This is a genomic window from Metallosphaera javensis (ex Sakai et al. 2022) (assembly GCA_021654415.1).
In the GTDB taxonomy this organism is placed as follows: domain Archaea; phylum Thermoproteota; class Thermoprotei_A; order Sulfolobales; family Sulfolobaceae; genus Metallosphaera; species Metallosphaera javensis.
The window spans coordinates 671,197-691,688 of sequence record AP024487.1 but is presented as its reverse complement, the minus strand read 5'-3'; the positions used below and the strand labels follow the sequence as shown (position 1 = coordinate 691,688).

Annotated in this window: 19 protein-coding genes; 12 read left to right on the top strand and 7 right to left on the bottom strand. The window is 46.6% G+C overall.

From position 1 onward, the window contains the following. Nucleotides 1-43 precede the first annotated feature (43 nt). Together QVC96_RS04215 and QVC96_RS04210 are read right to left on the bottom strand one after the other, a co-directional pair. Nucleotides 44-2,224 (bottom strand): tRNA(Met) cytidine acetyltransferase TmcA, encoded by a 2,181-nt coding sequence (locus tag QVC96_RS04215; RefSeq protein ID WP_287689987.1) that lies wholly within the window; start codon nt 2,222-2,224, stop codon nt 44-46. Further along, nucleotides 2,208-3,155 (bottom strand): 2-hydroxyacid dehydrogenase, encoded by a 948-nt coding sequence (locus QVC96_RS04210; protein ID WP_287689986.1) that lies wholly within the window; start codon nt 3,153-3,155, stop codon nt 2,208-2,210. Before QVC96_RS04210 ends, QVC96_RS04215 begins: the two co-directional genes overlap by 17 nt. A 335-nt stretch (nt 3,156-3,490) precedes the next feature. Between QVC96_RS04210 and QVC96_RS04205 the strand changes: the two genes are divergently transcribed. The 5 genes from QVC96_RS04205 to QVC96_RS04185 all read left to right on the top strand — a co-directional run bounded on the left by QVC96_RS04205 (nt 3,491) and on the right by QVC96_RS04185 (nt 8,250). After that, the gene (locus tag QVC96_RS04205) at nt 3,491-4,666 is read left to right on the top strand and encodes an MFS transporter (protein WP_287689985.1); all 1,176 of its coding nucleotides are present in this window, start codon (nt 3,491-3,493) and stop codon (nt 4,664-4,666) included. Between the two features lie 49 nt (nt 4,667-4,715). Then, entirely contained in the window at nt 4,716-6,035 is a 1,320-nt protein-coding gene (locus QVC96_RS04200) for an MFS transporter (protein ID WP_287689984.1), read from the top strand. 64 nt (nt 6,036-6,099) lie between these two features. Beyond that, nucleotides 6,100-6,492: a universal stress protein gene (locus tag QVC96_RS04195; protein WP_287689983.1), complete on the top strand. Its 393-nt coding sequence runs from the start codon at nt 6,100-6,102 to the stop codon at nt 6,490-6,492. 40 nt (nt 6,493-6,532) lie between these two features. Next, the gene (locus QVC96_RS04190; protein WP_238026090.1) at nt 6,533-7,486 is read left to right on the top strand and encodes an ATP-binding cassette domain-containing protein; all 954 of its coding nucleotides are present in this window, start codon (nt 6,533-6,535) and stop codon (nt 7,484-7,486) included. Continuing rightward, a complete protein-coding gene (locus tag QVC96_RS04185; protein WP_238026089.1) occupies nt 7,483-8,250 on the top strand; it encodes an ABC transporter permease in 768 nt (255 codons plus the stop codon). Before QVC96_RS04190 ends, QVC96_RS04185 begins: the two co-directional genes overlap by 4 nt. Nucleotides 8,251-8,252: 2 nt before the next feature. Here the strand turns inward: QVC96_RS04185 and QVC96_RS04180 are convergent, their stop codons facing one another. Together QVC96_RS04180 and QVC96_RS04175 are read right to left on the bottom strand one after the other, a co-directional pair. Continuing rightward, nucleotides 8,253-9,653: an APC family permease gene (locus QVC96_RS04180; protein ID WP_287689982.1), complete on the bottom strand. Its 1,401-nt coding sequence runs from the start codon at nt 9,651-9,653 to the stop codon at nt 8,253-8,255. A 189-nt stretch (nt 9,654-9,842) separates the two neighbouring features. Then, nucleotides 9,843-10,163, bottom strand: a complete 321-nt coding sequence (locus QVC96_RS04175; protein ID WP_287689981.1) for a hypothetical protein — start codon at nt 10,161-10,163, stop codon at nt 9,843-9,845. Between the two features lie 248 nt (nt 10,164-10,411). On the opposite strand from QVC96_RS04175, the gene QVC96_RS04170 reads away from it, so the two are divergent. Next, entirely contained in the window at nt 10,412-10,999 is a 588-nt protein-coding gene (locus QVC96_RS04170; RefSeq protein ID WP_287689980.1) for a ParA family protein, read from the top strand. Between the two features lie 142 nt (nt 11,000-11,141). Next, on the top strand, nt 11,142-11,918 hold the full coding sequence (locus QVC96_RS04165) for a cytochrome C oxidase assembly protein (RefSeq protein WP_238026085.1): 777 nt from the start codon (nt 11,142-11,144) through the stop codon (nt 11,916-11,918). A 26-nt stretch (nt 11,919-11,944) separates the two neighbouring features. Here the strand turns inward: QVC96_RS04165 and QVC96_RS04160 are convergent, their stop codons facing one another. Genes QVC96_RS04160 through QVC96_RS04150 form a run of 3 tightly spaced genes read right to left on the bottom strand, consistent with a single transcriptional unit; the run spans nt 11,945 to nt 14,832 of the window. Continuing rightward, on the bottom strand, nt 11,945-14,233 hold the full coding sequence (locus QVC96_RS04160) for a tRNA(Met) cytidine acetyltransferase TmcA (protein ID WP_238026084.1): 2,289 nt from the start codon (nt 14,231-14,233) through the stop codon (nt 11,945-11,947). 4 nt (nt 14,234-14,237) lie between these two features. Beyond that, complete coding sequence (locus tag QVC96_RS04155) at nt 14,238-14,483, bottom strand: MazG nucleotide pyrophosphohydrolase domain-containing protein (protein WP_238026083.1); 246 nt, start codon at nt 14,481-14,483, stop codon at nt 14,238-14,240. Next, on the bottom strand, nt 14,473-14,832 hold the full coding sequence (locus QVC96_RS04150) for a hypothetical protein (protein ID WP_238026082.1): 360 nt from the start codon (nt 14,830-14,832) through the stop codon (nt 14,473-14,475). The genes QVC96_RS04155 and QVC96_RS04150 overlap by 11 nt, the downstream gene beginning before the upstream one ends. A 41-nt stretch (nt 14,833-14,873) precedes the next feature. Between QVC96_RS04150 and QVC96_RS04145 the strand changes: the two genes are divergently transcribed. The 5 genes from QVC96_RS04145 to QVC96_RS04125 all read left to right on the top strand — a co-directional run bounded on the left by QVC96_RS04145 (nt 14,874) and on the right by QVC96_RS04125 (nt 20,462). Next, on the top strand, nt 14,874-16,301 hold the full coding sequence (locus QVC96_RS04145; protein WP_238026080.1) for a gamma-glutamyltransferase family protein: 1,428 nt from the start codon (nt 14,874-14,876) through the stop codon (nt 16,299-16,301). Between the two features lie 56 nt (nt 16,302-16,357). Further along, the gene (htpX, locus tag QVC96_RS04140) at nt 16,358-17,317 is read left to right on the top strand and encodes a zinc metalloprotease HtpX (RefSeq protein ID WP_287690413.1); all 960 of its coding nucleotides are present in this window, start codon (nt 16,358-16,360) and stop codon (nt 17,315-17,317) included. 60 nt (nt 17,318-17,377) lie between these two features. Next, nucleotides 17,378-18,532 carry a UDP-sulfoquinovose synthase gene (agl3, locus tag QVC96_RS04135; protein ID WP_238026079.1) on the top strand — a complete coding sequence of 385 codons (1,155 nt, stop codon included), beginning with the start codon at nt 17,378-17,380 and terminating at the stop codon, nt 18,530-18,532. Nucleotides 18,533-18,652: 120 nt separating this feature from the next. Further along, entirely contained in the window at nt 18,653-19,219 is a 567-nt protein-coding gene (locus tag QVC96_RS04130; RefSeq protein WP_287689979.1) for an IS607 family transposase, read from the top strand. Then, nucleotides 19,197-20,462 (top strand): transposase, encoded by a 1,266-nt coding sequence (locus QVC96_RS04125; protein WP_287689978.1) that lies wholly within the window; start codon nt 19,197-19,199, stop codon nt 20,460-20,462. Before QVC96_RS04130 ends, QVC96_RS04125 begins: the two co-directional genes overlap by 23 nt. The last annotated feature ends 30 nt before the right edge of the window (nt 20,463-20,492 follow it).

Below are 20,492 nucleotides of genomic sequence, written 5' to 3'. Positions count from 1 at the left end.
TAAACTTTTTAATAGAGATATATGAATAATGTAACAATAGTTGCTATAACAACTGATATTTTTCTAAAATTAATCTAACTGTCTCCTTGAGTTTACGTTCCACCTGAGAGCTTGTCATGCCCAAGGATATTCCAGCGTGATACCAGCTCCTTCCCTGATATGTCCTCGAAACTAATGTGGCCAGGGAAACGTCGTCTAAGTCAAATGCTAGTTCCTTAAAGTACTTCTCCCCCAGCAGATGAACAGCTTCAGCGACCGAGTTGTAGGGAAGGATACCCTCCAGGTATGCCCTTAGCTTCTTTAGGTAGGGATCGGGGATCTTCACGGCAGAGATTGGAGGTGCTAGCTTAAGCAATAGGACAAGGATTCTTGGATCCATATTAAAGTAGACTTGATGTGTTGTCCGGAGTAACTTGTCCTTGAGTAGTCTGGCAACTTGATGAGCGATTTCCCTGGCTCTAGAGGAGAAGGGTTTCATAACTATAACCGAATATCCACCAAGGCTTTCGTTTTTCTTCGTGGAAACGTGAAGCGGAATGTAACCGTTCTTTGCCCAGAACTTGATAACGTTGTAGTTTGCGAGAAAGGAGGAACCCATCCAATCAACTCCCTCTCTCACAGCCCTTTCTTCAATCTCTCTGAGGAGCTGAGAACCTATTCCCCTGCCCTGAAGCGAGGGAGCGACCGCTATGCGCATCACCCTCCAACCGCGTAACTCCCCTAACTCAAACATCCTCGAGTACTTAATCAGCCTCTGGGGGATTAGATGACCTAAGTTCTCCTCTCCCTGGGCTATGGATTGAATGGCATCAGGGGAGAGTCCTCCTTCCTCAACGATCTGGGCCACGCCAACGTCACTTTCTGCCACAAATAATCTCTGAAACGCCATATCCCCGAGCATCATGAGATCGTCAGGAGTGTTCCTGTAGTGAGCTGTAACTAAGATCCCGTATACTGAGGCCAGCTTTTTCTCGTCCTCGAATAGGTATTTCACATCCATCTCAACTATCCTGTTCATGTAGTGGCCCTCATTGGCCTCGGCATTAAGCAGAAACGTGTCGTTCAGAAATCTCTCCACTGGGTCTCCCTTGCTATACCTGATGGGAAAGTCCAGTTTAAGCCTCTGAATGTCATGTTCCCCAGTGTAACTCTCAAACATCTTAAGGAATATTTTCCCTGAACCCTCATACCCGTGAACTGTGGTAACAAGGGCTACCTTATCCCATCTCCTCAAAATATAATCAGTGAACTCCCTACCCAGCGCGGCCGCCTCATCCACAACCAGAATGTCCCCGTGTTGATCCTTTGCTAGATCTGGAGGGAGCCATCTTATTCTGCTCTCCCCAGTCTCAAGGGACAGAACTTTGCCGTCCCTGGAGATCACCCTCCTGAACTTCTTTCCAAGGGCTTTCAAGGAGAGTTCGGAAAATCTCATTACCTCTGCACCTGACCAGTAGGTTGGGGATGTGACAGTGATGGAGAGAGGATATCTGCTCTGGGAGATTAGGAGAGGCAAAGCTAAACCCACTGAAGCGCTCTTACCCCTGCCTCTTGGTGCAGTCACCACCAAGAGTTTCTTACCGTCCTCCAGGAGGAAATCGATCTCGTCTAACACCTTGACCTGATCATCAGTTCTGCAGAGATTGGCAAGCTGGGGATACTTACCTCCTCTGGTCCTTTTGGGCTTACTTACCTCGGAGCTTGAATAGGGCCTCACCACGAGTTTGCCCTCCCTCCAGTACAGGATGCCCCTATGGGAGAGCAACTTACGCCTTAGCCTTTCCTCGAACAGATTGTTAACCTTCCCATCCCTAGCTAGTGTGGACTTGTACAGCTTTCCCTCTTCCAGGTTATTGGTGTAAATTATGATAAGTCCGCCTCCCCTCACGGTTTCAATAGCCCTCGCCACATATGACGGTCTGAAGTCGTCCACCGCGTCAATTATGGAAAGATCGAATGTACTTCCCAGAAATCTCTCGGAGGAGGAATAATCAATATCCGTCACGGAGGTAAGGAGCGACTTAACCCAGCCCAGCCTTTCCTTGCTTCCCTGAATCCACGGATGGAAGTAATATCCCACGGATGGGTTCTTCTCTGCCTTGAGATATTCGTTGATGAAGTGAAGGAGAGGTTCTCTATAATCCCCCTCTATGAAGACTAAGTTCCTGTAATTGCCAGTGATGGCGTCCCTAAATATCCCCTGAAGGTCATAATCTGACTTCATAAAGTGGGCTCTCTCCCTTAAGGCAGTTGATCAGATTTTTCACGGCTACTTCTGCCATCCTTTCCCTGGTCTCCCTTGTGGCACTTCCCAGATGGGGAGTCAGAACCACATTGGGAAACTTAATCAGGGGGTTATCAGAACCAATGGGTTCCCTTTCAAAGACGTCCAGAGCTGCACCGGCAATTTTACTCTCAGACAGCACTTTCACAAGGTCATCTTCTTTGACCACAGGTCCCCTAGAGGCGTTGATGAGGTAAGCAGTGCTCTTCATCTTGGTTAACCTGGAGTAATCCAGCATGTGATAGGTTTCAGGATTAAGGTCTACTGTAACCACCAGAAAGTCCGATTCAGCCAAAAGGGTATCCAGGTCCACAAACTCGGCATCTACATCGTGGGGTCTCCTGCTGTGATATAGCACTCTCATATTGAACCCCTTGGCTCTGTTCAGAACCGCCCTTCCTATTCTTCCCATTCCCAGGATTCCCAAGGTACTATGGCTAACTTCTTTTCCTAACATGAACTCCGGATACCAGGGGAGATTCCATTGACCTGACCTGATTAACCTGTCTCCCTCTACAATCCTCCTAGCTACGGCCAGTAAGAGGCCGAATATCAGATCCGCCGTGGCGTCTGTCAGGACGTCGGGAGTGTTCGTCACCCTTATTCCTTTACTGATGGCATATTTCACATCAATGTGGTCAAAACCCACGCTGTATGTACTTATCACCTTGAGGTTCTTTCCGGCATCTATGACCTCCCTGTCCACCTTTTCAGTCAAGGTTACCAGCAACCCGTCCTTGTCCTTAACTCTGGAAAGTATCCATGACCGAGGTGGAGGGTCTCTCTCCTCCCAGATCTCCACCTCAGCCTCCTTCTTAAGATGGTCTATCCATGGTCCAGGCAACTTTCTTGTAACCAGTACCCTGTACACATGGAAAGATGAAACTGAGACAATTTAACTACAGCTGATTTTAGTTTGCGGAGTTTATTGCAATTAGTCCTTATATTATCTACTCTTAAATTGAAAGAAAACTCGCTACACTGCTTAACAGAACCCCACTTAGTACAGCTAACTAATTGCATGGCTTTCCACTAGCTCGTCAAAGTGATCCCTCATACGCTCTTCTGTCAGCACTAATCTGAGTGTTAGCAGGCAGATATGATGCTGGAGTACGTAGTAATAGCATCTTCTCCTATCAAGGCCTCAACGCTTGCGTTGACAACACAGGAAATATTATTAAGTTTAGTTTGAACCATTTTTTCGAAATGAAACCATACCTTCACGCAACCTTAGCGTCCACAATTGCATGGGCAGGAAACATTTACGATTTATTAATTCTCACCTATGTCTATCAGTACATTGAGGACACATTCCACATTGATTACGTACTGGTATCCTTGCTCTTCTCCTTTGGCCTACTGGGGCGGGTTATTGGAGGAACACTATTCGGGAGGTTTTCAGACAGGTACGGAAGGAAACCAGTTCTGATGTTCACTACCCTGGGCTACTCTGCTTTTCATGGACTCATGGCCTTCTCGCCCAACGTGATAGTTTTGTTCATTGCCAGATTATTTGAAGGGATATTCATGGGAGGAGAGTGGACCGCGGGTACTGTCGTTGCGTATGAAAGCGCTCCGGTCTCCATCAGGGGAGTACTCACTGGGATAGTCCAGTCAGGGTACGGGATAGGCTACGCGCTCACGGGTGCCATGTATATCTATTTTTCTCCCTTCATAGCACAGGATTGGAGAATATTTCTGGCCACTGGAACGTTTCCTCTACTTCTGGTGCCCTATATGAAGCTGAAGGTACCCGAGTCCAAGACTGTGAGAGTCTCAAAGGTAAAGGTGGAATACAAGGATTATCTAAACCTCATTCTGAAGTCAACGATGGCCATGGCAGGGATGTTTGTGGCATACTTCTCTGTTTTCGGTAACTACCCAACTTTTGCGGAGAAATTAATTGGAATTTCGGCCTCCACCTTGGGGCTCACTCTCCTCGTCTCCAACTTGGGCTTAGCCATATCATTTATAGTGTTTGGAAGACTGGCAGATAGAATAAACGTGAGGAAACTAATTATTTCAGCACTGGTAACCCTCACCGCTTCCCTGTTCTTCACCGTTCCTGGATTCGTAAACCTAGGTCCGCTTGCCTCAATTATTGCCACGGTGATTTACGCCTCGTCCTGTGGATTTTGGCCACTAATCCCTCTACTTCTTGCTCACTCTGTCCCCATGGAAGTAAGGGGACTCCTGTCGGGGATGTCGTACAACATAGGCGGACTGGTTGGTGGCATAGCCGAGGTGGTTACCGGGATGGCAATGCAATACATGGGAATCGTGGGGATGGCCAAGATCATAGACATAATTAACCTTGTTGCCCTCATCACGGTGTTCATCTCCGTGATAACTTGGCCCAGGGCAGCTATTCACAGCTCCTGAACTCCAGTGTATAAAGTAGATTTATAACCTAGTTATATAACAAAAATTTATGGAACCTTTAGATAAAGTAGATAAGGTTGTGTGGACATCTACGCATACTCTGCTTTTCGCTTCCCTGGCCTTAGGATTCTTCATGTGGGGAACCATAAGTACCATAGCCCCACTCCTGTACCCATCCATAAACAACGTATTCTTCATCATTGCCCCCATCGTTGCTACGCTGGCGGGAAACTTGATATTTCCCCTTATCTCTGACAGAATGTATGGGAGAAAGAGGACCTTCATTGTTACAATGTCCATGTATGGGATTGGAGCGCTGATCATAGCCATAGTGTCCCTAATCTCTCAATTCACCAAGACTCCCTTGACCAGTACTCCTTTGCTTTTCACCCTAACCTTTGGAATAGTGCTGGGAGTGCTTGGAGTTGAGGGAGAAGTCCCTGTTATGCTATCCTATGCTGCAGAGATGATGCCCTTAAGAAGGAGGGATCAGATACTGGTTCTAGCTCCCAACTTCGATAACGTGGGAGCAATGGTTGCCTCGGCAATTGTCCTGCTCTCCGCGTCATCCAGTAGCCCAACACTGGAGCTACTGTCGCTTTCCCTAACAGCCCTGGTGGGTTTAGCTTTCCTGATAGGGGTGAGACTTAGGCTACCCGAATCCGTCAGATGGCTTTACATGAAGGGGTTAAGAGAGAAAGCTGAGACCGAGCTGTCCAAGCTGGGAAATAGGACCCAGGATACCCAGGAAAATAGAAACGTGAACAAGTTAAGCCTTCTGTCCAGATACTGGTTCCTGGTCGCCATTGCCATATCCCAGTACCTTACCTACGGCCTTATGGCCTTCTACATTGGTGACTTCTACTTCCCAAACCTGGAGAACTTCATAGTGTTCATAGCCAATGTAGGGGCCAGCGCTGCTGGAATTATTGCAGGGTTCGCTGTGAACAGGGTAAAGAGTAGGAAATTTTCCCTCTTCTCCTTCTTGGGAGGAACAATCACGATCCTGGGTATCCTCTTCACGATTAACACGGTTTCCAGTAACATGGGACTATTCTATGGCCTCCTTCTCCTCAATATGGCCTTCAGTGAATTCGGATGGGCAGTGAGAACTATCTACGAACCCCTTATACTCCCCAGCACCAATAGGGCTTTCATGATAGGGCTCGTCAGGGTATTTCCCATCACGTTAAGCTCGCTCTCAGTTTACTTCACGAGCTTCCTTAACTCACCATTCCTTTACGTGCTATACAATACTGCACTATGGGCCCTTGGTGCAGTTGCCACAATAACCTGGTATTTCAAGGGCTATGATGTTAACATGACTCCCATAGAAGTTTCATCCCAAAGTACCGTGAAAGAGGGTTAAAGTGATAATTTTTTAATTATCATGATAAAAAGCTCATATACTACGATGTTAATATATTATAGTCATGAAAATTGTTTTAGCTTATGACGGATCCGATTACGCCAGAAAGGCGTTACTATTTACCTTGAAACTCATGAGGGACAGTGATGAGCTTCACATGGTTACAGTTGTAAAGGAAATACCAAGGAGCCCGGAACAGGTGACCATCGAGAGCGATAAGAAGGCTGAAGAGGCCTTAAACGCTGTGAAGAGGGAAATTGAGGGCTATAAGGTGGTCACTAAGGTTCTGGAATCAGCGGATGTACCTTCCGCTATCATAGATTACTGTAACAAGATTGAATGCGATCTCATTGTAACGGGGAGCAGGGGATTAACTGGGATTAAGAAGATTGTGCTGGGCAGCGTATCCAACGAGCTGGTCAGCAGATCTGACATCCCAGTTCTCGTGGTAAAGTGATAAGATATATCTTTTTTACTCTATAATCCGATATTCACCTATGTATTCCATAGAGACAGAAAATCTCACAAAGAAATATGGAGATTTTGTTGCGGTCGATCACATATCCTTCAAGGTGGAGAAGGGAGAAATATTTGGCCTCTTGGGTCCTAACGGCGCTGGGAAAACAACAACCATCAAAATGCTCACGGGGCTAACACCTCCCACTGAGGGAGATGCAGTAATTGCGGGGTATAGCATAAGGAAAAACCCCATTGAGGTAAAGTCAAGGATCGGATGGATCTCATCAGAGGTGATACTGGATGATGATCTCACTGCATGGGAGAACCTGGAAATTCAGGCAAGGCTCACGGGCGTGAGGAACTGGAAGGAGAGGGCTACCTCCCTACTGAAGTACTTCGGTATTCTAGACTTCGCCAACAGGAAGACGGGGAAGTTCTCCACCGGAATGAGGAAGAAACTTGAGGTGTCCATGGCCTTACTCAACTCGCCTGAGGTAATCTTTATGGATGAGCCCACCATAGGGCTTGACGTTAACACTAGGGCAACCATGTGGAACCTGATAAGGGAGATAAATAGGGACTACCAGGTAACCATACTCCTCACAACCCACTACATGGAGGAGGCGGACTCGTTATGTTCGAGGATAGGAATCATTAACAAGGGGAAGATAATAGCCCTGGGCACCCCTGAGGAGTTGAAGTCCAGGTATGGTGGAGATATCATTGAGATTGAGCTCAAGAACGGCACCAATGTGAACGTTGGGTTTGAGAACGCAGTCGTGACCAATGGTAAGGTTAGGATAAAGGTAAGTAATGCTGAAACCATGCTAATGGACGTGATAAGGGCCATAGGTAACGACAACATTAAGGGCATAAAGATAAACAAGTCCAGCTTGGACACGGTTTTCATCAATCTCACTGGAGGAACTATTGAGGAACAGGACTTTGATGCGAGAAGGTTCTACGCAATGATAAGGAGGGCGAGAAGATGATGGACAGACTTTACGCCCTCTACATGAGGGAGGCAAAGAGGATTTTCAGAAGCGTTTACATGTGGATAATGCTTATCTCCCAGCCCATAATGTGGCTAGTGTTCTTCGGAAGTAGTTTTTCTGGAGTGCCGTCCCAGGTTCTAACAAGTTTCTTCCATACTACAAACTATATCGCCTTCATCCTGCCGGGCGAACTGTCAATATCCATGCTTTTCGTGGGGATGTTCAGTTCCATGAGTCTAATCCAGGACAAGAGGTTTGGCTATCTCAAGAGGGTACTCATCACGCCTACGCCCAAGTATGACGTGTTCCTAGCTAAGACATTGGGGGGAATGACCAGGGGTCTACTCCAGGTTCCCATTCTGCTGGTGGCCAGTTACTTCTTGGGGGTCAGGCTGGATCTCACTCCTCTCTCCCTAGGCGTGCTCTTCCTATCACTGGCCTTCGTGGGTATAGGTTTCTCCTCTCTGTACTCCATGTTTACCTTAAAAACGGCCGACTGGCAGGCTCCTGGAGTGATCTCCAACCTGATAAACCTTCCCCTTATGTTCTCAAGCACGGCTCTGTTTCCCAAGGCTTTCTTCCCCGGATGGCTAAGGGCAATAAGTGACGTTAATCCCCTTACTTATGCCGCCGAACTGAACAGGGGAATGCTACTTTACAATGATCCATCATGGAACTACTTGGGATATCTAGCAATGTTTGCCTTAGTTATGGTGCTGTTGGGAAGTATATTAACAAATAAATATCTAAATGCAGAATAAAACTAGTTAGGAATTTTCTTCTTGAGTCTTTCCATGTATTCCTCAATTGTGATCACTTGATTGTTTTCGTCAACTACAAGGGATCCCGGCCTCCCCTTTCTCCCTATCATTGCATACCAGACTGCAATTATCAAGACAATGGCTACAAGTGTGTAGATCGAGAACATATCAGGTGAGGAAAGAGACTCTCCAACTCCCCATACGTTTAGGGCAGTAGCCACCAGGGGGATCAATAATGTATTCCAGGATAGTTGACCTATTCTGTAGTAAAATACCGGAACCCCAAACCCATCCACAATTCTACCCGTGAGCCAGAATATTCCAGTAATAACGCTTACCACAGCGAACGCATTGGAGACGCCTAGGCCAAGAACTGAGAATATTACTACTAGAGTTGAAAGGCCACCTATCATCATGGTCGCAACGAGGGGTTCACCATTCCTTGCAGTCCTTGCCAGAAACATTGGTGCTGACTTTTCCCTCGCTAGGTTAAACAGAATTCTGGCCGATCCCAGGGTAGTTCCAATGTTTGAGGCGAGTAAGCTGTTCGCAGCTAACACCAGAGCAATTATCATGGGTATCTTGCCATACTGGAACATTTCATATATGAGGGGTTGTGGGGAATTGGCCAGTGCTGAGAGGGAACCGTTCCATAACGCTACTAACGCATAAGTCCCCAAAAACATGGCTATTCCTCCTATGAGCAGAGATAACCACATTCCCTGAGTTATGGTCTTGTATGGTTTCTTGGCCTCCTCCCCCAGGTAAGAAGCTGCTCCGGCCCCTGAAATGCTCACCATGGAGAGCACAAATGCCTGAGCAATATCACTTCCGCTGACGCCGTCTGGTGTGAAGTACTCAGGATGAAATGGCTTAGATAATGAAAGAACGAATAGTCCCAGCAGAAGAACAACCTCGGCGGAGGCACTTATGGTAACAACGTATCCCAAAAGTTTCTTGATATCAGTTAGGGAGATTAAAGTTGGGTAAGCTAAACCGAGGCCTATAACCAGTGGTTCAACCCACCATGGGGTGGAAACGCCAATAACCTGGAGACCTATACTCACCAGCAGGTACAGAGTGATGGCATTGACTGCGTTAAGTAGGGAGTATGCGAAAACCTCAGTTAGGGCCTCAAAGAACGACACAGTCTTATTTCTCCAGGCGCTATAACCGAAGGTGTAATAGCCTCCAGGGGATGCCACCCTTCTAGTATAACTTGTGAGAGTGTAGATCCAGAGGGCACTGCCAAGTAAAGCAAGCAATGTGGTAAACACAACTGAGTGACCTGCATATAGTATAGCCGCCGTTGATGTCGAAACAACGCTACCTAAAGGTGCAGTGACTGCCATAGCTTGCCCGTATGCTTCTTTAAGAGAAAGAACACCTCGGCTTAACTTCATGATCTCCCTTTAAGCTTTTCGATCCTAAAAGTTTAAAAAATTTCCCTGGAAAAATCCTCCGTTTTCATCAAAGCTTAAAGGGTGAATCCCTTAAAAAGAGTATATTTGGCTTAAAGGGAAAAAGAAAGATATTCATTCCTCCTGGAGGACATTTTTATCATGTTTAGAGTTAAGGAACAGATGACTATATTAAGAGGTTACCTGCTGTGGCTCGTTTAATTCTGTCAGGGTCTTGATGACGCCATCAAACCTTGCCTTCATCTCTGGTGGAAAGGGTTTTTTGGGTTGAATACTTTTTAACTGATTTAATGCTTCTTTTAGAGAAGTTTTAAGTTTATTCAAATCTCCCGAATAATAGGAGGACTTTATGGATCTAGCAACATTCTTGATTTTCTCGTAGTCCTCCTGGGTTATATTGCCCTCCCTGACCAGATAGGTTTCTGCATCCGTCACAACGAGTGGGAGCTGTAGGTCAATAAGTTTCCAGACCTTGGATATAAACAGGTCCATGCTGATCGATCTACATCAACTCGTTTAAGGTAATAAATAGACTCGTTTAAAGAAGAACTTCTTGGCCTTGGGGTATAATTTAGCTTCGCTCAGTTTGACGTTTCTTCCTTCGCTCAGTTTGACGTTTCTTCGTCGTATCCCTGTAGAGATTTAAGCTAGGATCGCCTGATGAAACTTTGGATTTACCTGAACAGGGATTATCTCCTCTAACTCTTGAAGGTTTTAATACTTCTATTAAATCTTATGTGTTGTTGATAAAGATAAACGTACTTGGAGTAAAGGAGGGAGTCGGTAAAACAAGTGTGGCTCTATCTCTGTCTAGGGAGCTTGCCAGATTCGGTAAGACTCTAATTGTGGATAAGACTCCTACCTGTGGCCTTGGAAGAAAAATGTGGATAACCGATGACATGCTGTGCGATGGTAATCTCTGTATGCTCAAACTTTTCAGAAAGCCATTTAGAATTGACTCTAAGGACCTGGAGAGGGCATCGGAAAAGTTAAAAGAAGTTTACTCCAAGGGATGGGATTACGTGGTGATAGATAACTTTTCGTGCGCTATTCCAGATAATCCGATCATAAAATTGGACATAGATTCCCTACCAATTTTCGTCACAGATCCGCTGAATCTTAAGGTGACACTGGAATATAGTGATAAGTTTTACAGCAAGTTCGGTCTGGTGATTAACCAGGTTCCCGAGGGATACAATATTTCTAGGAAACTGGAAAAACTTTTCCAGATTGTGGTGAGTATACCCTTCATTGAGGAGTCTCGTTTTGGTGGATATCTTCAATCTATTGTAGAAAGCATAATGGAAAGGACGACTCAATTCATGTAGGCGAGACGCGTAAGCAAGGTGAGTAAGATATATACATCACCAAGTTAAGCAATAGATATACCCTTCCCAGTTCCCTAATTAAGCCAGTTTGTTAACTCCTGGTTCATTAAACTATTTTACCGGCTCGCTTCTACTCTATCTCATGCTATACACTTTAGGAATTGTTGCGTCAATCTTGGCCGGTATGACTGTTGTACTGGGCGGTATTGTAGAGGGTTATGGGTATGGTCTATCCTTAGGTACCAAGTGGCCCTATACCAGAGATATTCACCAAGTGGCCATGAAGGGAGATCCGGAGGCGTTACACAGGATCAGCGCAACCATTGTAGGACTGATATCCCTTGCATTTCTAGTAATGTCACCCTCATTCATTACCCTCGTGGGATTTGTGGCAGTGGTATTTACAGCACTTCTTGGAATGGCAACTCTATACGTTCTTGCGGGAAAATTACCCTCGATATTTCAGGGCCTTCACGACATAGCTGCCTACACCACATTCGTTACGTACCTTCTTATCTTTCTGGAAGGGCTAGGTTATCACGTAAACGTTATCCAATTCCTTGAAGAGGCTATAATACCTCCGCACTTCCTGTATTTCGTAATCTTCATGGGAGGAGTGGTGACGGGACTGAGAAGAATGTCTAGGCCCATAGGCCAAGTTAGAAAGCCACAGGGGAAAATACAGTGGGCGTGGGCTATTCATGGGATTCTTGCTGTGATATTCGTATTCGCTGTGATATATCTTCACTACTGGTTAACCCTGCTATTCACAGTACTTGAAATTGGTGCTGGCCTCTGGGTATACAGGTCAATCAATAAGAACCCTGAAAAGCCAGGAATGTCCATTGGTTTCCATCAACTTTTCTCTCTATTAACGGTGGTAGCAATAATTCTCAACTCCCTAGCCATTGTTGCCTGATCAGTTGAGATGCATTATATCACAATTCATCGTGTTGTGAACTCATCATCCAGATCGGGTAACGAAATCGCAATTTCTCCTTCCTCATCCAAGTTATAATATCTTTTTGCGAGAATCTGCACCGCCTCATGTATGGCCTCCGTGGAGTTGGTCCTACCCTTTCCCACTACAACGTTCAGATACGACCATGGCATTCCCTGAAGAACCTTGGCCAAGAGCACCTTCTCCAAGTCGTCATCCAGTTTCCAATCTCTTTTACCGTCCCAGAAATACTTCATGACCAGAACGTGAATCGCATCTGCTGAGGATTCATATGGGCTCGTTCCCTGAAGAAATGCCACCAGTTTTGCCAGATGGACCCTGTTCAACTTTACGTCCTGATGCGCCTTACTACCCTGTAGAAGTAACATGGCCATGTCCGGGGTCATGTTGAAGTAGACGTCATGTATGGTATTCAACAGCTTCTCCTTGAACACGTAGGAGGCTATTCCCACAACCCTCTTGGAAAGATCGGATATGGGATAAATAACCACTACTGGAAAATCTCCAAACTTTTCGTTTCTCTTTGGAGAGACATGAACGGGGGTAAAACCGTTCCTGATCCAGAATCTCAGGACCTTTGGATCACCCATGAATGAGGATCCAACCCAGTCAATCCCCTTAGCCCTGGCGTCGTCAAGTATCATTTGGAGGAGCTGACTTCCAAATCCCTTGTCCTGAAGTTCTGGGACCGTGGCTATCCTCACTATTCTCCAACCACTAAGCTTTCCCACCTCTCTTATCCTCACATGTTTCAGTAACCTATCGGGAATTAGATCTCCGTCGAAGGTCCCTCCCTTAAGGGCCAGATCTATCATGGAGTCGGAGAGGTTTCCCTCCTCCGAGATCTGGGAGACTGAGATGAAACCGTCCTCTGCCCTTATGGCCTTCAGGATGTGATGGGGTCCGTCTCCCATGATCATCAGATCGTCTGGATTATTACGATAGTGGGCAGACACTAGAATACCATACGCCTGAGACAACTGTACATCGTCGGAGAATAGCTTCTCCTTGTCTAGCGTGACGAACTCCACGGATTCCAGGCTTCTTGGCCTAGCCGGTTCAGGGTTGAGAAGCAGGGCGTCATAGAGCCATTTCTCCACTGGATCACCTTCGGCATAGCGCAAGGGTTTGCTCATGGTTAGCCAACGTGCCCAGGCCTTTCTCTCCTCTAGAATGTTCTTGAGGTATCGTAAAAAGGCCTTTCCTGATCCCTCATAACCGTAAACTGTGGAAACGAAGACTACCTTTCTCCATCTGTTGACATATTGAGCCAGCAGATTTATCCCGATCGCCGCAGCTTCGTCCACAACTAGAAAAGTCCCATCCTCTCCCACGGCGGTCTCTGGGGAAACGTAAACAACTGAGAAGTTATCACCCCTGATTGCTCTCACAATCCCCACATCAGACATCTCAGCTTCGTTGGGGACCTGAAGCGCGTCAAGACCCCTCTTTGCGAACTCCATAATCTGCGATGCTGAGGCGAGAGAAGGGGCAGTTATTACAACCCTAGTTCTTTCGCGATTGGAGTCCGCTATCAGAGCCGCAATACCCAGCCCAGTAACAGCGCTCTTTCCCCTCCCCCTAGGGGCTGTTATCACGAGAATCCTCTTGCCTCCCCTGTACATGATCCTGAACTCTTCCAGAACCCTGTCCTGCTCGTCGGTGAGGCAAAGATCATGAAGTTCCTTTGGGAAGTACATGCTTCTCAACGGTCTCTTCTCAGTGGTGAGTCTAACCTCACCTGTGAAGGGTTTAGCCTCGTAACTCAACTCTATCCTGAACACACCCTCGTGCTCAGCCAACTTCCTTCTGAATCTCTGTTCATAGTAATCGTGAACTACCCCCTTTCTGGCAATGGAATTTCGAAATATCTTGTTCTGTGTCAGGTTGTCAGTGTACATCACCACTAGTCCTCCTCCGCTGGTTAGATCAGTTAGCCTGCCCACGTAGTTGGGCTGAAAGTTGTCCACAAGATCCAGGACTACCAAGTCATATGTCCTTCCCAGATAATACTCTGAGCTCGAGTAATCTATGTCGTCCACCTGCTTCAGTAGATCTTTCACCGCGACGAACCTATCCTTGGACCCGGTAGCCCAAGGGTGAAAGGCATAAGCCCTCCTCGTACCTCCCTGAGTTTCGTTGAAAAGAGTCAGCACATGCCTCAAATCCTCCAGGTAGTCAGGTCTTTCTATGAAAACCAAGTTCCTGTAGAATCTCTTCCTTGAATCTATGAGCGCTTCCCTCAGTGCAGAAAAGAACTCCTCTCTGTTCATGCTGTCACAATCCGTACTTTTTCTTTAAAGCTTCCTCCACGTCAACACCCGTCAGGTTAGCTATTGATATGGCCCAAGCTATCACGTCCGCAAGCTCCTCCTCAACGGATCCCCTCTCACCCTGCAGAAGAGCCTCAGCCAGTTCGCCCACCTCTTCGGTGAACCAAGTGAAGGTACCGAAAATTCCCCTCTCCTTATCCTTCTCGAAATACATCTCCCTCAACCTGTTTTGTAATTCCCTAACTTCCAACTCTCATCTCACTCCTTATCAGGCGTATATCTTCGTCGGTTAGAGGTATGGAAAACCTTTTCCTTATATCTCCTTCCGTATTCACGAAAAGTACTATCACACTCCTGGTGGAGGAGATGCTGTCTAGGAAGTTCCTGTCAATGAAATACTCCACATAAAGCGGATTGTCCTCCCTATCCAGTATTACATGCCTCAGCAGAACGTTCCCTCCCTCCCTGTCCACCTCCAGTTGTACCGGTGCGTCGTCTGACCCTGGTAGATCCTCCGTAACGCAGACAACCTCGCTGTCCCTGTAAGGGAGACAGCTGTCCTTCTCCACTCGCTCTAGAAAGTCCTTGGAAATCCTCAAGGATATCTAAGGTTTATTTGTTGCCATGTTATTAAGGAAATATGCCAACAGCTGCGGGTAGGAGAATTGTAGCCTCCCAGAATTACGTTGCGAGTTACGTGGGAGCAAAGATACTTGAGCAGGGTGGAAACGCGTTTGACGCAGCCATAGCAGTGAGCGCAACCCTTTCAGTAGTTATACCCCACACGAGTGGGTTAGGGGGAGATGGACTACTCCTGGCTAAAACCCCGGAGGGTATTATTGCCATAAACTCCACGGGATGGGCACCCAAGGCCATTGGGGAGGAAAAGATAGATCCCAGAAGTCCCAGGTCAATTGTGGTTCCAGGTCTGGTGGAACTCTGGCATGCCATGGAGGATTACACTACCATGAGCCTTGACAGACTTCTGGAACCGGCAATTAAACTAGCAGTGAACGGGTTTTACGTGGGAAGAGGCCTCCATCATGCCATAGTCAACTCTGAAAGACTTACTCAAGACTGGCAATCACTTTACGGTGGAAAGAGGTTCGGAGACAGAATAAAGGTTAGGGGAGTCGGGGAGGTACTAAGAAGAGTGGCAAGGGACCCCAGATCATTTTACGAAGGGGAAGTTGCGGAGGAACTGGTGGATGGACTTAAAAGAAGGGGTGTCCCAGTGGAGCTGGAGGACTTCAGTGAGTTCAAGGCAGAGAAGGTGGAGTTGCTTAGGACTAACTACAGGGGGTATACGGTTTACGAATTTCCTCCTAACACCCAAGGGATCACAACCCTGCAGATCCTTAAGATGGTTGAGATGACTGGGATAAACAAATTGCCCTACAATGACGTGAAGAGGGTGAACGAGCACGTCAGGATCTCAGCTCTGGCATACGAGGATAGGGATCAGTACGTTGCAGACCCCAGGTTCCATCCATTACCGGCCTTCCTACTGGATAACAATTACCTCACTCAAAGGCTCATGGAGGTTGGGATGGAGGCTAAGGTTAACCAGGATGGGGATACGACGTTTTTCACTGTAGCAGACGAGGAAAACAGAGTGGGTTTCATACAGAGCCTGTTCCAGCCCTTCGGATCTGGGATTGTGGTGAACGACATAGTGTTCAACAACCGAGGCGATAACTTCACCGAGGGAAGAAATAAGCCAGAGGGAAGAAAGCGCCCGCTTCATACCCTTTCCATACTTTACGCTGAGGGAAAGGACGACGAGCTTATCATTGGATGTGCAGGTGGGGATTTAAGACCTCAGATTCACTCGGAAGTTCTGGAGTATTACGTAGATTACATGATGGAGATTGATGAGGCCGTTAATGCCCCAAGATTCATGTTCACTGGAAACAAGGTTGTCGCGGAAAGCAGGCTGGGTACTCCTTCCACCAAACTGGAACCCTTCTCCCCGCAAGTGGGAATAGTTCAAGCCCTTAAGACAAAGAAGGACATGCACGTAGCCGTTGCGGATCCAAGGAGCGAAGGAGTGTCTCTCCCAGTGTAAAGAGTTATCTTGAAAATCTTTTTTATCCCATCTTTGCATCATATACTTTGATACAGATGAACTTAGTCTCAATCAAACTTAAACTTGGAATGATACTACTAAGTCTCGCTGTTTTAGTGGCAGGTTTTGCCCTAGTCTACGGAGTATTGGGTTACCTGTATGGGTCGTTTACCCCTTACATTATAGTTGGTGCACTGATTCTGGTGGGAATAATAAACGTGATTCAGTGGCTTGTGGGTCCCTACCTGATAAACGCCATGTACAGGGCTAAGGAGGTGACCCCGGGTGACCCACAATATGGCTGGTTGGTTAACCTCGTGGATGAGGTAGCACTCTACAACAAAATTGGTACTCCTAAGGTATATATCGCAGATGTTCCGTTCCCTAACGCTTTCGCGTACGGAAGCCCAATAGCGGGGAAGAGGGTGGCCATAACTCTTCCCCTTTTGAGGGTACTCACTCCTGATGAGATCAAAGCTGTACTAGGTCATGAACTTGGTCACCTGAAACACAGGGATGTGGAGCTCCTCTTGGCCATAGGACTCATCCCTGCCATAATGTACTGGATTGGATACTCGTTAATGTGGAGCGGTTTCCTCGGTGGAGGAGGGGGACAGAGAAACGGATCCCTTTACGCCTGGGCAATAGGGATAGGCCTTCTGGTTCTCAGCTTCATTTTCCAGTTCTTCATCCTAGCCATAAACAGGATGAGAGAGGCCTATGCCGATTTCAATTCAGCCAAGACAGTACCAGGCGGTGCAGATAACCTAGAGAGAGCTCTAGCCAAGATAACCCTGACTGTGGATCCCAGAGCAGTGGAGAGGTACAGAAACAAGAATAACATCATGAAGATGCTGTTCTTTACGTCAACAACTCCTCAAGAGGTATACGGGAACGTGGATGAACTTATAAACTACTGGAAGACTGAAAGGGTGCCTTGGTATGCTGACTTCTTCAGTGATCATCCCCATCCAGCCAAAAGGATACAGATGCTGGAGAAACTGAAGTACCAATGAGTTTCTTTTTCATTTCGTCTCTAGTCAGAAAATTTTTAGTCTAACCTCAAATAGGTTTTTATGAAGGCTTTAATCCTTGGTATTGACGGCTACATAGGATGGGCCCTGGCTCTCAGACTGGTGGCCAAGGGGCATGAGGTTGCGGGCATTGACAACCTCTCCACAAGAAGATTCTCGGCTGAGGTTGGGTCCGATTCCGCGTTCCCCTTACCGTCCCCAAAGGAAAGGGTTGAAGCGGTGAGGAGGAAATTAGGTGCCGATATCAGGTTTATAGTGGGCGATGCGAAGGACAAGGTATTGCTCGAGGAGACCATTAGGGACTTCAAACCGGACGTGATAGTTCATTTTGCAGAGCAGAGATCGGCACCATACTCGATGAAGGACTATGAGCATGCCTGGTACACCCTTGAAAATAACCTGAAATCGACGCTGAGCCTCCTTTACGCCGTGAGCGAGGTAGACCCATCGATTCACATTCTCAAGATGGGGACTATGGGCGAGTACGGTACTCCAAACTTTGACATCCCCGAGTCAGCATTCGTGAAGGCTATCATTCAGGGGAAGGAGGATGTTATCCCTACTCCAAAGTGGGGTGGCTCCTACTATCACTGGAGCAAGATATTCGATACCTTTCTGATTCTCTTTAAGGGTAAGCTTTCCAACCTTACCGTAACAGACATAATGCAGGGGCCTGTTTACGGAACTAGGACCGAGGAAATAACGGAAGAGGAACTGAGAACCAGGTTTGATTTCGACGAGACGTGGGGAACAGTGATAAACAGGTACTGTGTGGAGGCTGTCCTAGGTCTACCCCTCACACCCTATGGTAAGGGGAAACAGACTAGAGGTTTCATCTCCCTAGAGGATAGCGTGGAGGCATTGAGGCTCTTGATAGAAAATCCACCCAAGGATGGCGAGTACAGGGTTGTTAACCAGTTTGCAGAAGTTTACAACGTGAGGCAACTGGCCGAGATAGTGAAGAACGCTGCGGAAGAGTTAGGGTTAAAGGTTGATATAACTCACGTAAAGAATCCCAGAGTGGAGGCGGAGGAACACTACTATAACCCTGAAGTTAAGGTCCTTCCATCTCTGGGATTTAAACCCAAGAGAAACATTCGGGACGAGACCAAGGTTATGATAAAGGACCTCTTGCCTTACAAGGAGAGACTTGAAGGTTTTAAACACGTCATAATGCCCAAGACGGTATGGAAATGAAGAAAAGATCGATTCACTCATACTGAACCTGTAGCTAGAAGAATGAATTCCCTATCCGCCGTTGAAAACTGTTTCCGTTAGAGCGTGAAGTTTAAATACTTTGTATACAAATCAGATACAATGCTGAGGCCCAAGGAAGTGTGCCAGAGACTGGGAATCTCCTACAGAACATTGCAGGAATACGTGAAAAAGGGGTACATAAAACCAGAGAGATTGCCATCTGGGAAAATGAGATTTAGAGAAGAGGACGTTGAGAGATTGGCAGGAATAATAAGGAAAAAGAAAGTGGTACTTTACGCTAGGGTGTCATCAGGTGCAGAGAACGACCTGGTTAATCAAGTGAACTACTTGAAGGAAAGGGTTCCGGAACACGACCTCGTTATCACTGATATGGGATCTGGATTGAACATGAGGAGAAAAGGATTTCGAAGACTCCTGAAGATGGTGCTGAATAACGAGGTGAGCAAGGTAGTCGTGGCTCACCAGGACAGGCTGGTGAGATTCGGGTTCGAGATACTTGAGGAGGTGTGCAGGGCACACTGTTGCGAGATAACAGTCCTCGAAAAAGAGGATCCAGAACAGGAACTAATTGAAGACTTAACCAGTATCTTAGCCTCGTTCTATGGCGGAACGAGAGGTCATAAGTATGAAAAGGTGAAGAAATGTGTTGAAGAACTTAAGAATTAAAACATTCATGCCAGAAAAAGAATACATACATTTAACGTATGCGATAAGAAATGAGGAGGAGAGAAGCAAAGAGTTAATTCGTGCCTACGTGAACTTACTAAACAAAGGAATAAAGTACGTGTTCAGCAAAGTTAACGTGAAGAATGGAAGAGTCGAGCTACCAAAAAAGAAGGAAATATACAAGGAATTGAGAGACCTAATGAAAGAGAATGCGCAAGGATTAGCAAAACACTACGTTGACCAAGCTATTCACGACGTATACTCTATCCTTGACTCCTGGAGGAGGAGATTTGAGAAGGGGAGAAGCAAGTTCAAACCACCGCTTGTGAGGAAGGGTTACGTGAGGGTGAAAACCACGTTGAGGAAAGTCCTCGGTAAGAGCGTTAGGATAACCGTGAAACCACACGAGTACATAACGTATTCCTGGGATAGAAGATGGTTCTCTAGCAGAGTGGAAGGAATGGAGTTAACAGAACCAGTCATCAAGGAGGATAAAGTATACTTAGTGTTCAGAAAAGAATCACCAACAACCACGCCACCTGAAACTGTAGCATTCGATTCTAACTTGTACTCCTTGGACGGTTACGATGGCGAGAAATTCATCACGATCTCTCTAAAGCAACTTTACTCCTTGAAGTATGTCATGCAAATGAAGAGGGCTAAGGTACAGTCAGTTGCCTCTAGAAAGTTGAAGGGTGGCAAGAAACTGATGAGGAGGTACTCTCATCGCGAGAGGAATAGGGTTAACGATTTGGTTCACAAGCTGGCTAACTTCATTCTTGAGCTATACAATAATCATGTTCTGGTCTTCGAGAGGTTGAATAAGGAGAGCATGTTCGATGACGCCAGCGAATCCTTATCACGCAAGCTTTCGAGGACTGTCTGGAGGAAACTGGTTGTCGTGTTGAAGTATAAGGCTCCCCTATACGGTTGTAGAGTGGTGGAGGTGAACCCGCACCTCACATCCAGGTCTTGCCCCAGATGTGGATGGGTTTCCCGAACGGTTGGCAGGACCTTCAGGTGCGGGAGGTGCGGGTTCACCCTTGATAGGCAATTCAATGCTTCACTTAACATCATGAGGAGGTTTCTGCATAAGTTTAACCTCAGGATGTGGAGGTTTCCTCACCGCAAGGTGAGTGGGGTTATCCCCCTAATGGGAGTGAGAAGGATGAACGGTTCAATCCGCGACTTCGGTGAACTCCAAGGGTCGAGAATTGAATACAAAGTACATGAAATTCAATGAGACCCAAACCCCGTACACAGATAAACAATC

Coding starts and splice junctions, on each gene's coding strand:
- QVC96_RS04215 (WP_287689987.1), bottom strand. CDS start 2,224: ATGAAGTCAGATTATGACCTTCAGGGGATATTTAGGGACGCCATCACT.
- QVC96_RS04205 (WP_287689985.1), top strand. CDS start 3,491: ATGAAACCATACCTTCACGCAACCTTAGCGTCCACAATTGCATGGGCA.
- QVC96_RS04200 (WP_287689984.1), top strand. CDS start 4,716: ATGGAACCTTTAGATAAAGTAGATAAGGTTGTGTGGACATCTACGCAT.
- QVC96_RS04195 (WP_287689983.1), top strand. CDS start 6,100: ATGAAAATTGTTTTAGCTTATGACGGATCCGATTACGCCAGAAAGGCG.
- QVC96_RS04190 (WP_238026090.1), top strand. CDS start 6,533: ATGTATTCCATAGAGACAGAAAATCTCACAAAGAAATATGGAGATTTT.
- QVC96_RS04185 (WP_238026089.1), top strand. CDS start 7,483: ATGATGGACAGACTTTACGCCCTCTACATGAGGGAGGCAAAGAGGATT.
- QVC96_RS04180 (WP_287689982.1), bottom strand. CDS start 9,653: ATGAAGTTAAGCCGAGGTGTTCTTTCTCTTAAAGAAGCATACGGGCAA.
- QVC96_RS04175 (WP_287689981.1), bottom strand. CDS start 10,163: ATGGACCTGTTTATATCCAAGGTCTGGAAACTTATTGACCTACAGCTC.
- QVC96_RS04165 (WP_238026085.1), top strand. CDS start 11,142: ATGCTATACACTTTAGGAATTGTTGCGTCAATCTTGGCCGGTATGACT.
- QVC96_RS04160 (WP_238026084.1), bottom strand. CDS start 14,233: ATGAACAGAGAGGAGTTCTTTTCTGCACTGAGGGAAGCGCTCATAGAT.
- QVC96_RS04145 (WP_238026080.1), top strand. CDS start 14,874: ATGCCAACAGCTGCGGGTAGGAGAATTGTAGCCTCCCAGAATTACGTT.
- htpX (WP_287690413.1), top strand. CDS start 16,358: ATGAACTTAGTCTCAATCAAACTTAAACTTGGAATGATACTACTAAGT.
- agl3 (WP_238026079.1), top strand. CDS start 17,378: ATGAAGGCTTTAATCCTTGGTATTGACGGCTACATAGGATGGGCCCTG.
- QVC96_RS04130 (WP_287689979.1), top strand. CDS start 18,653: ATGCTGAGGCCCAAGGAAGTGTGCCAGAGACTGGGAATCTCCTACAGA.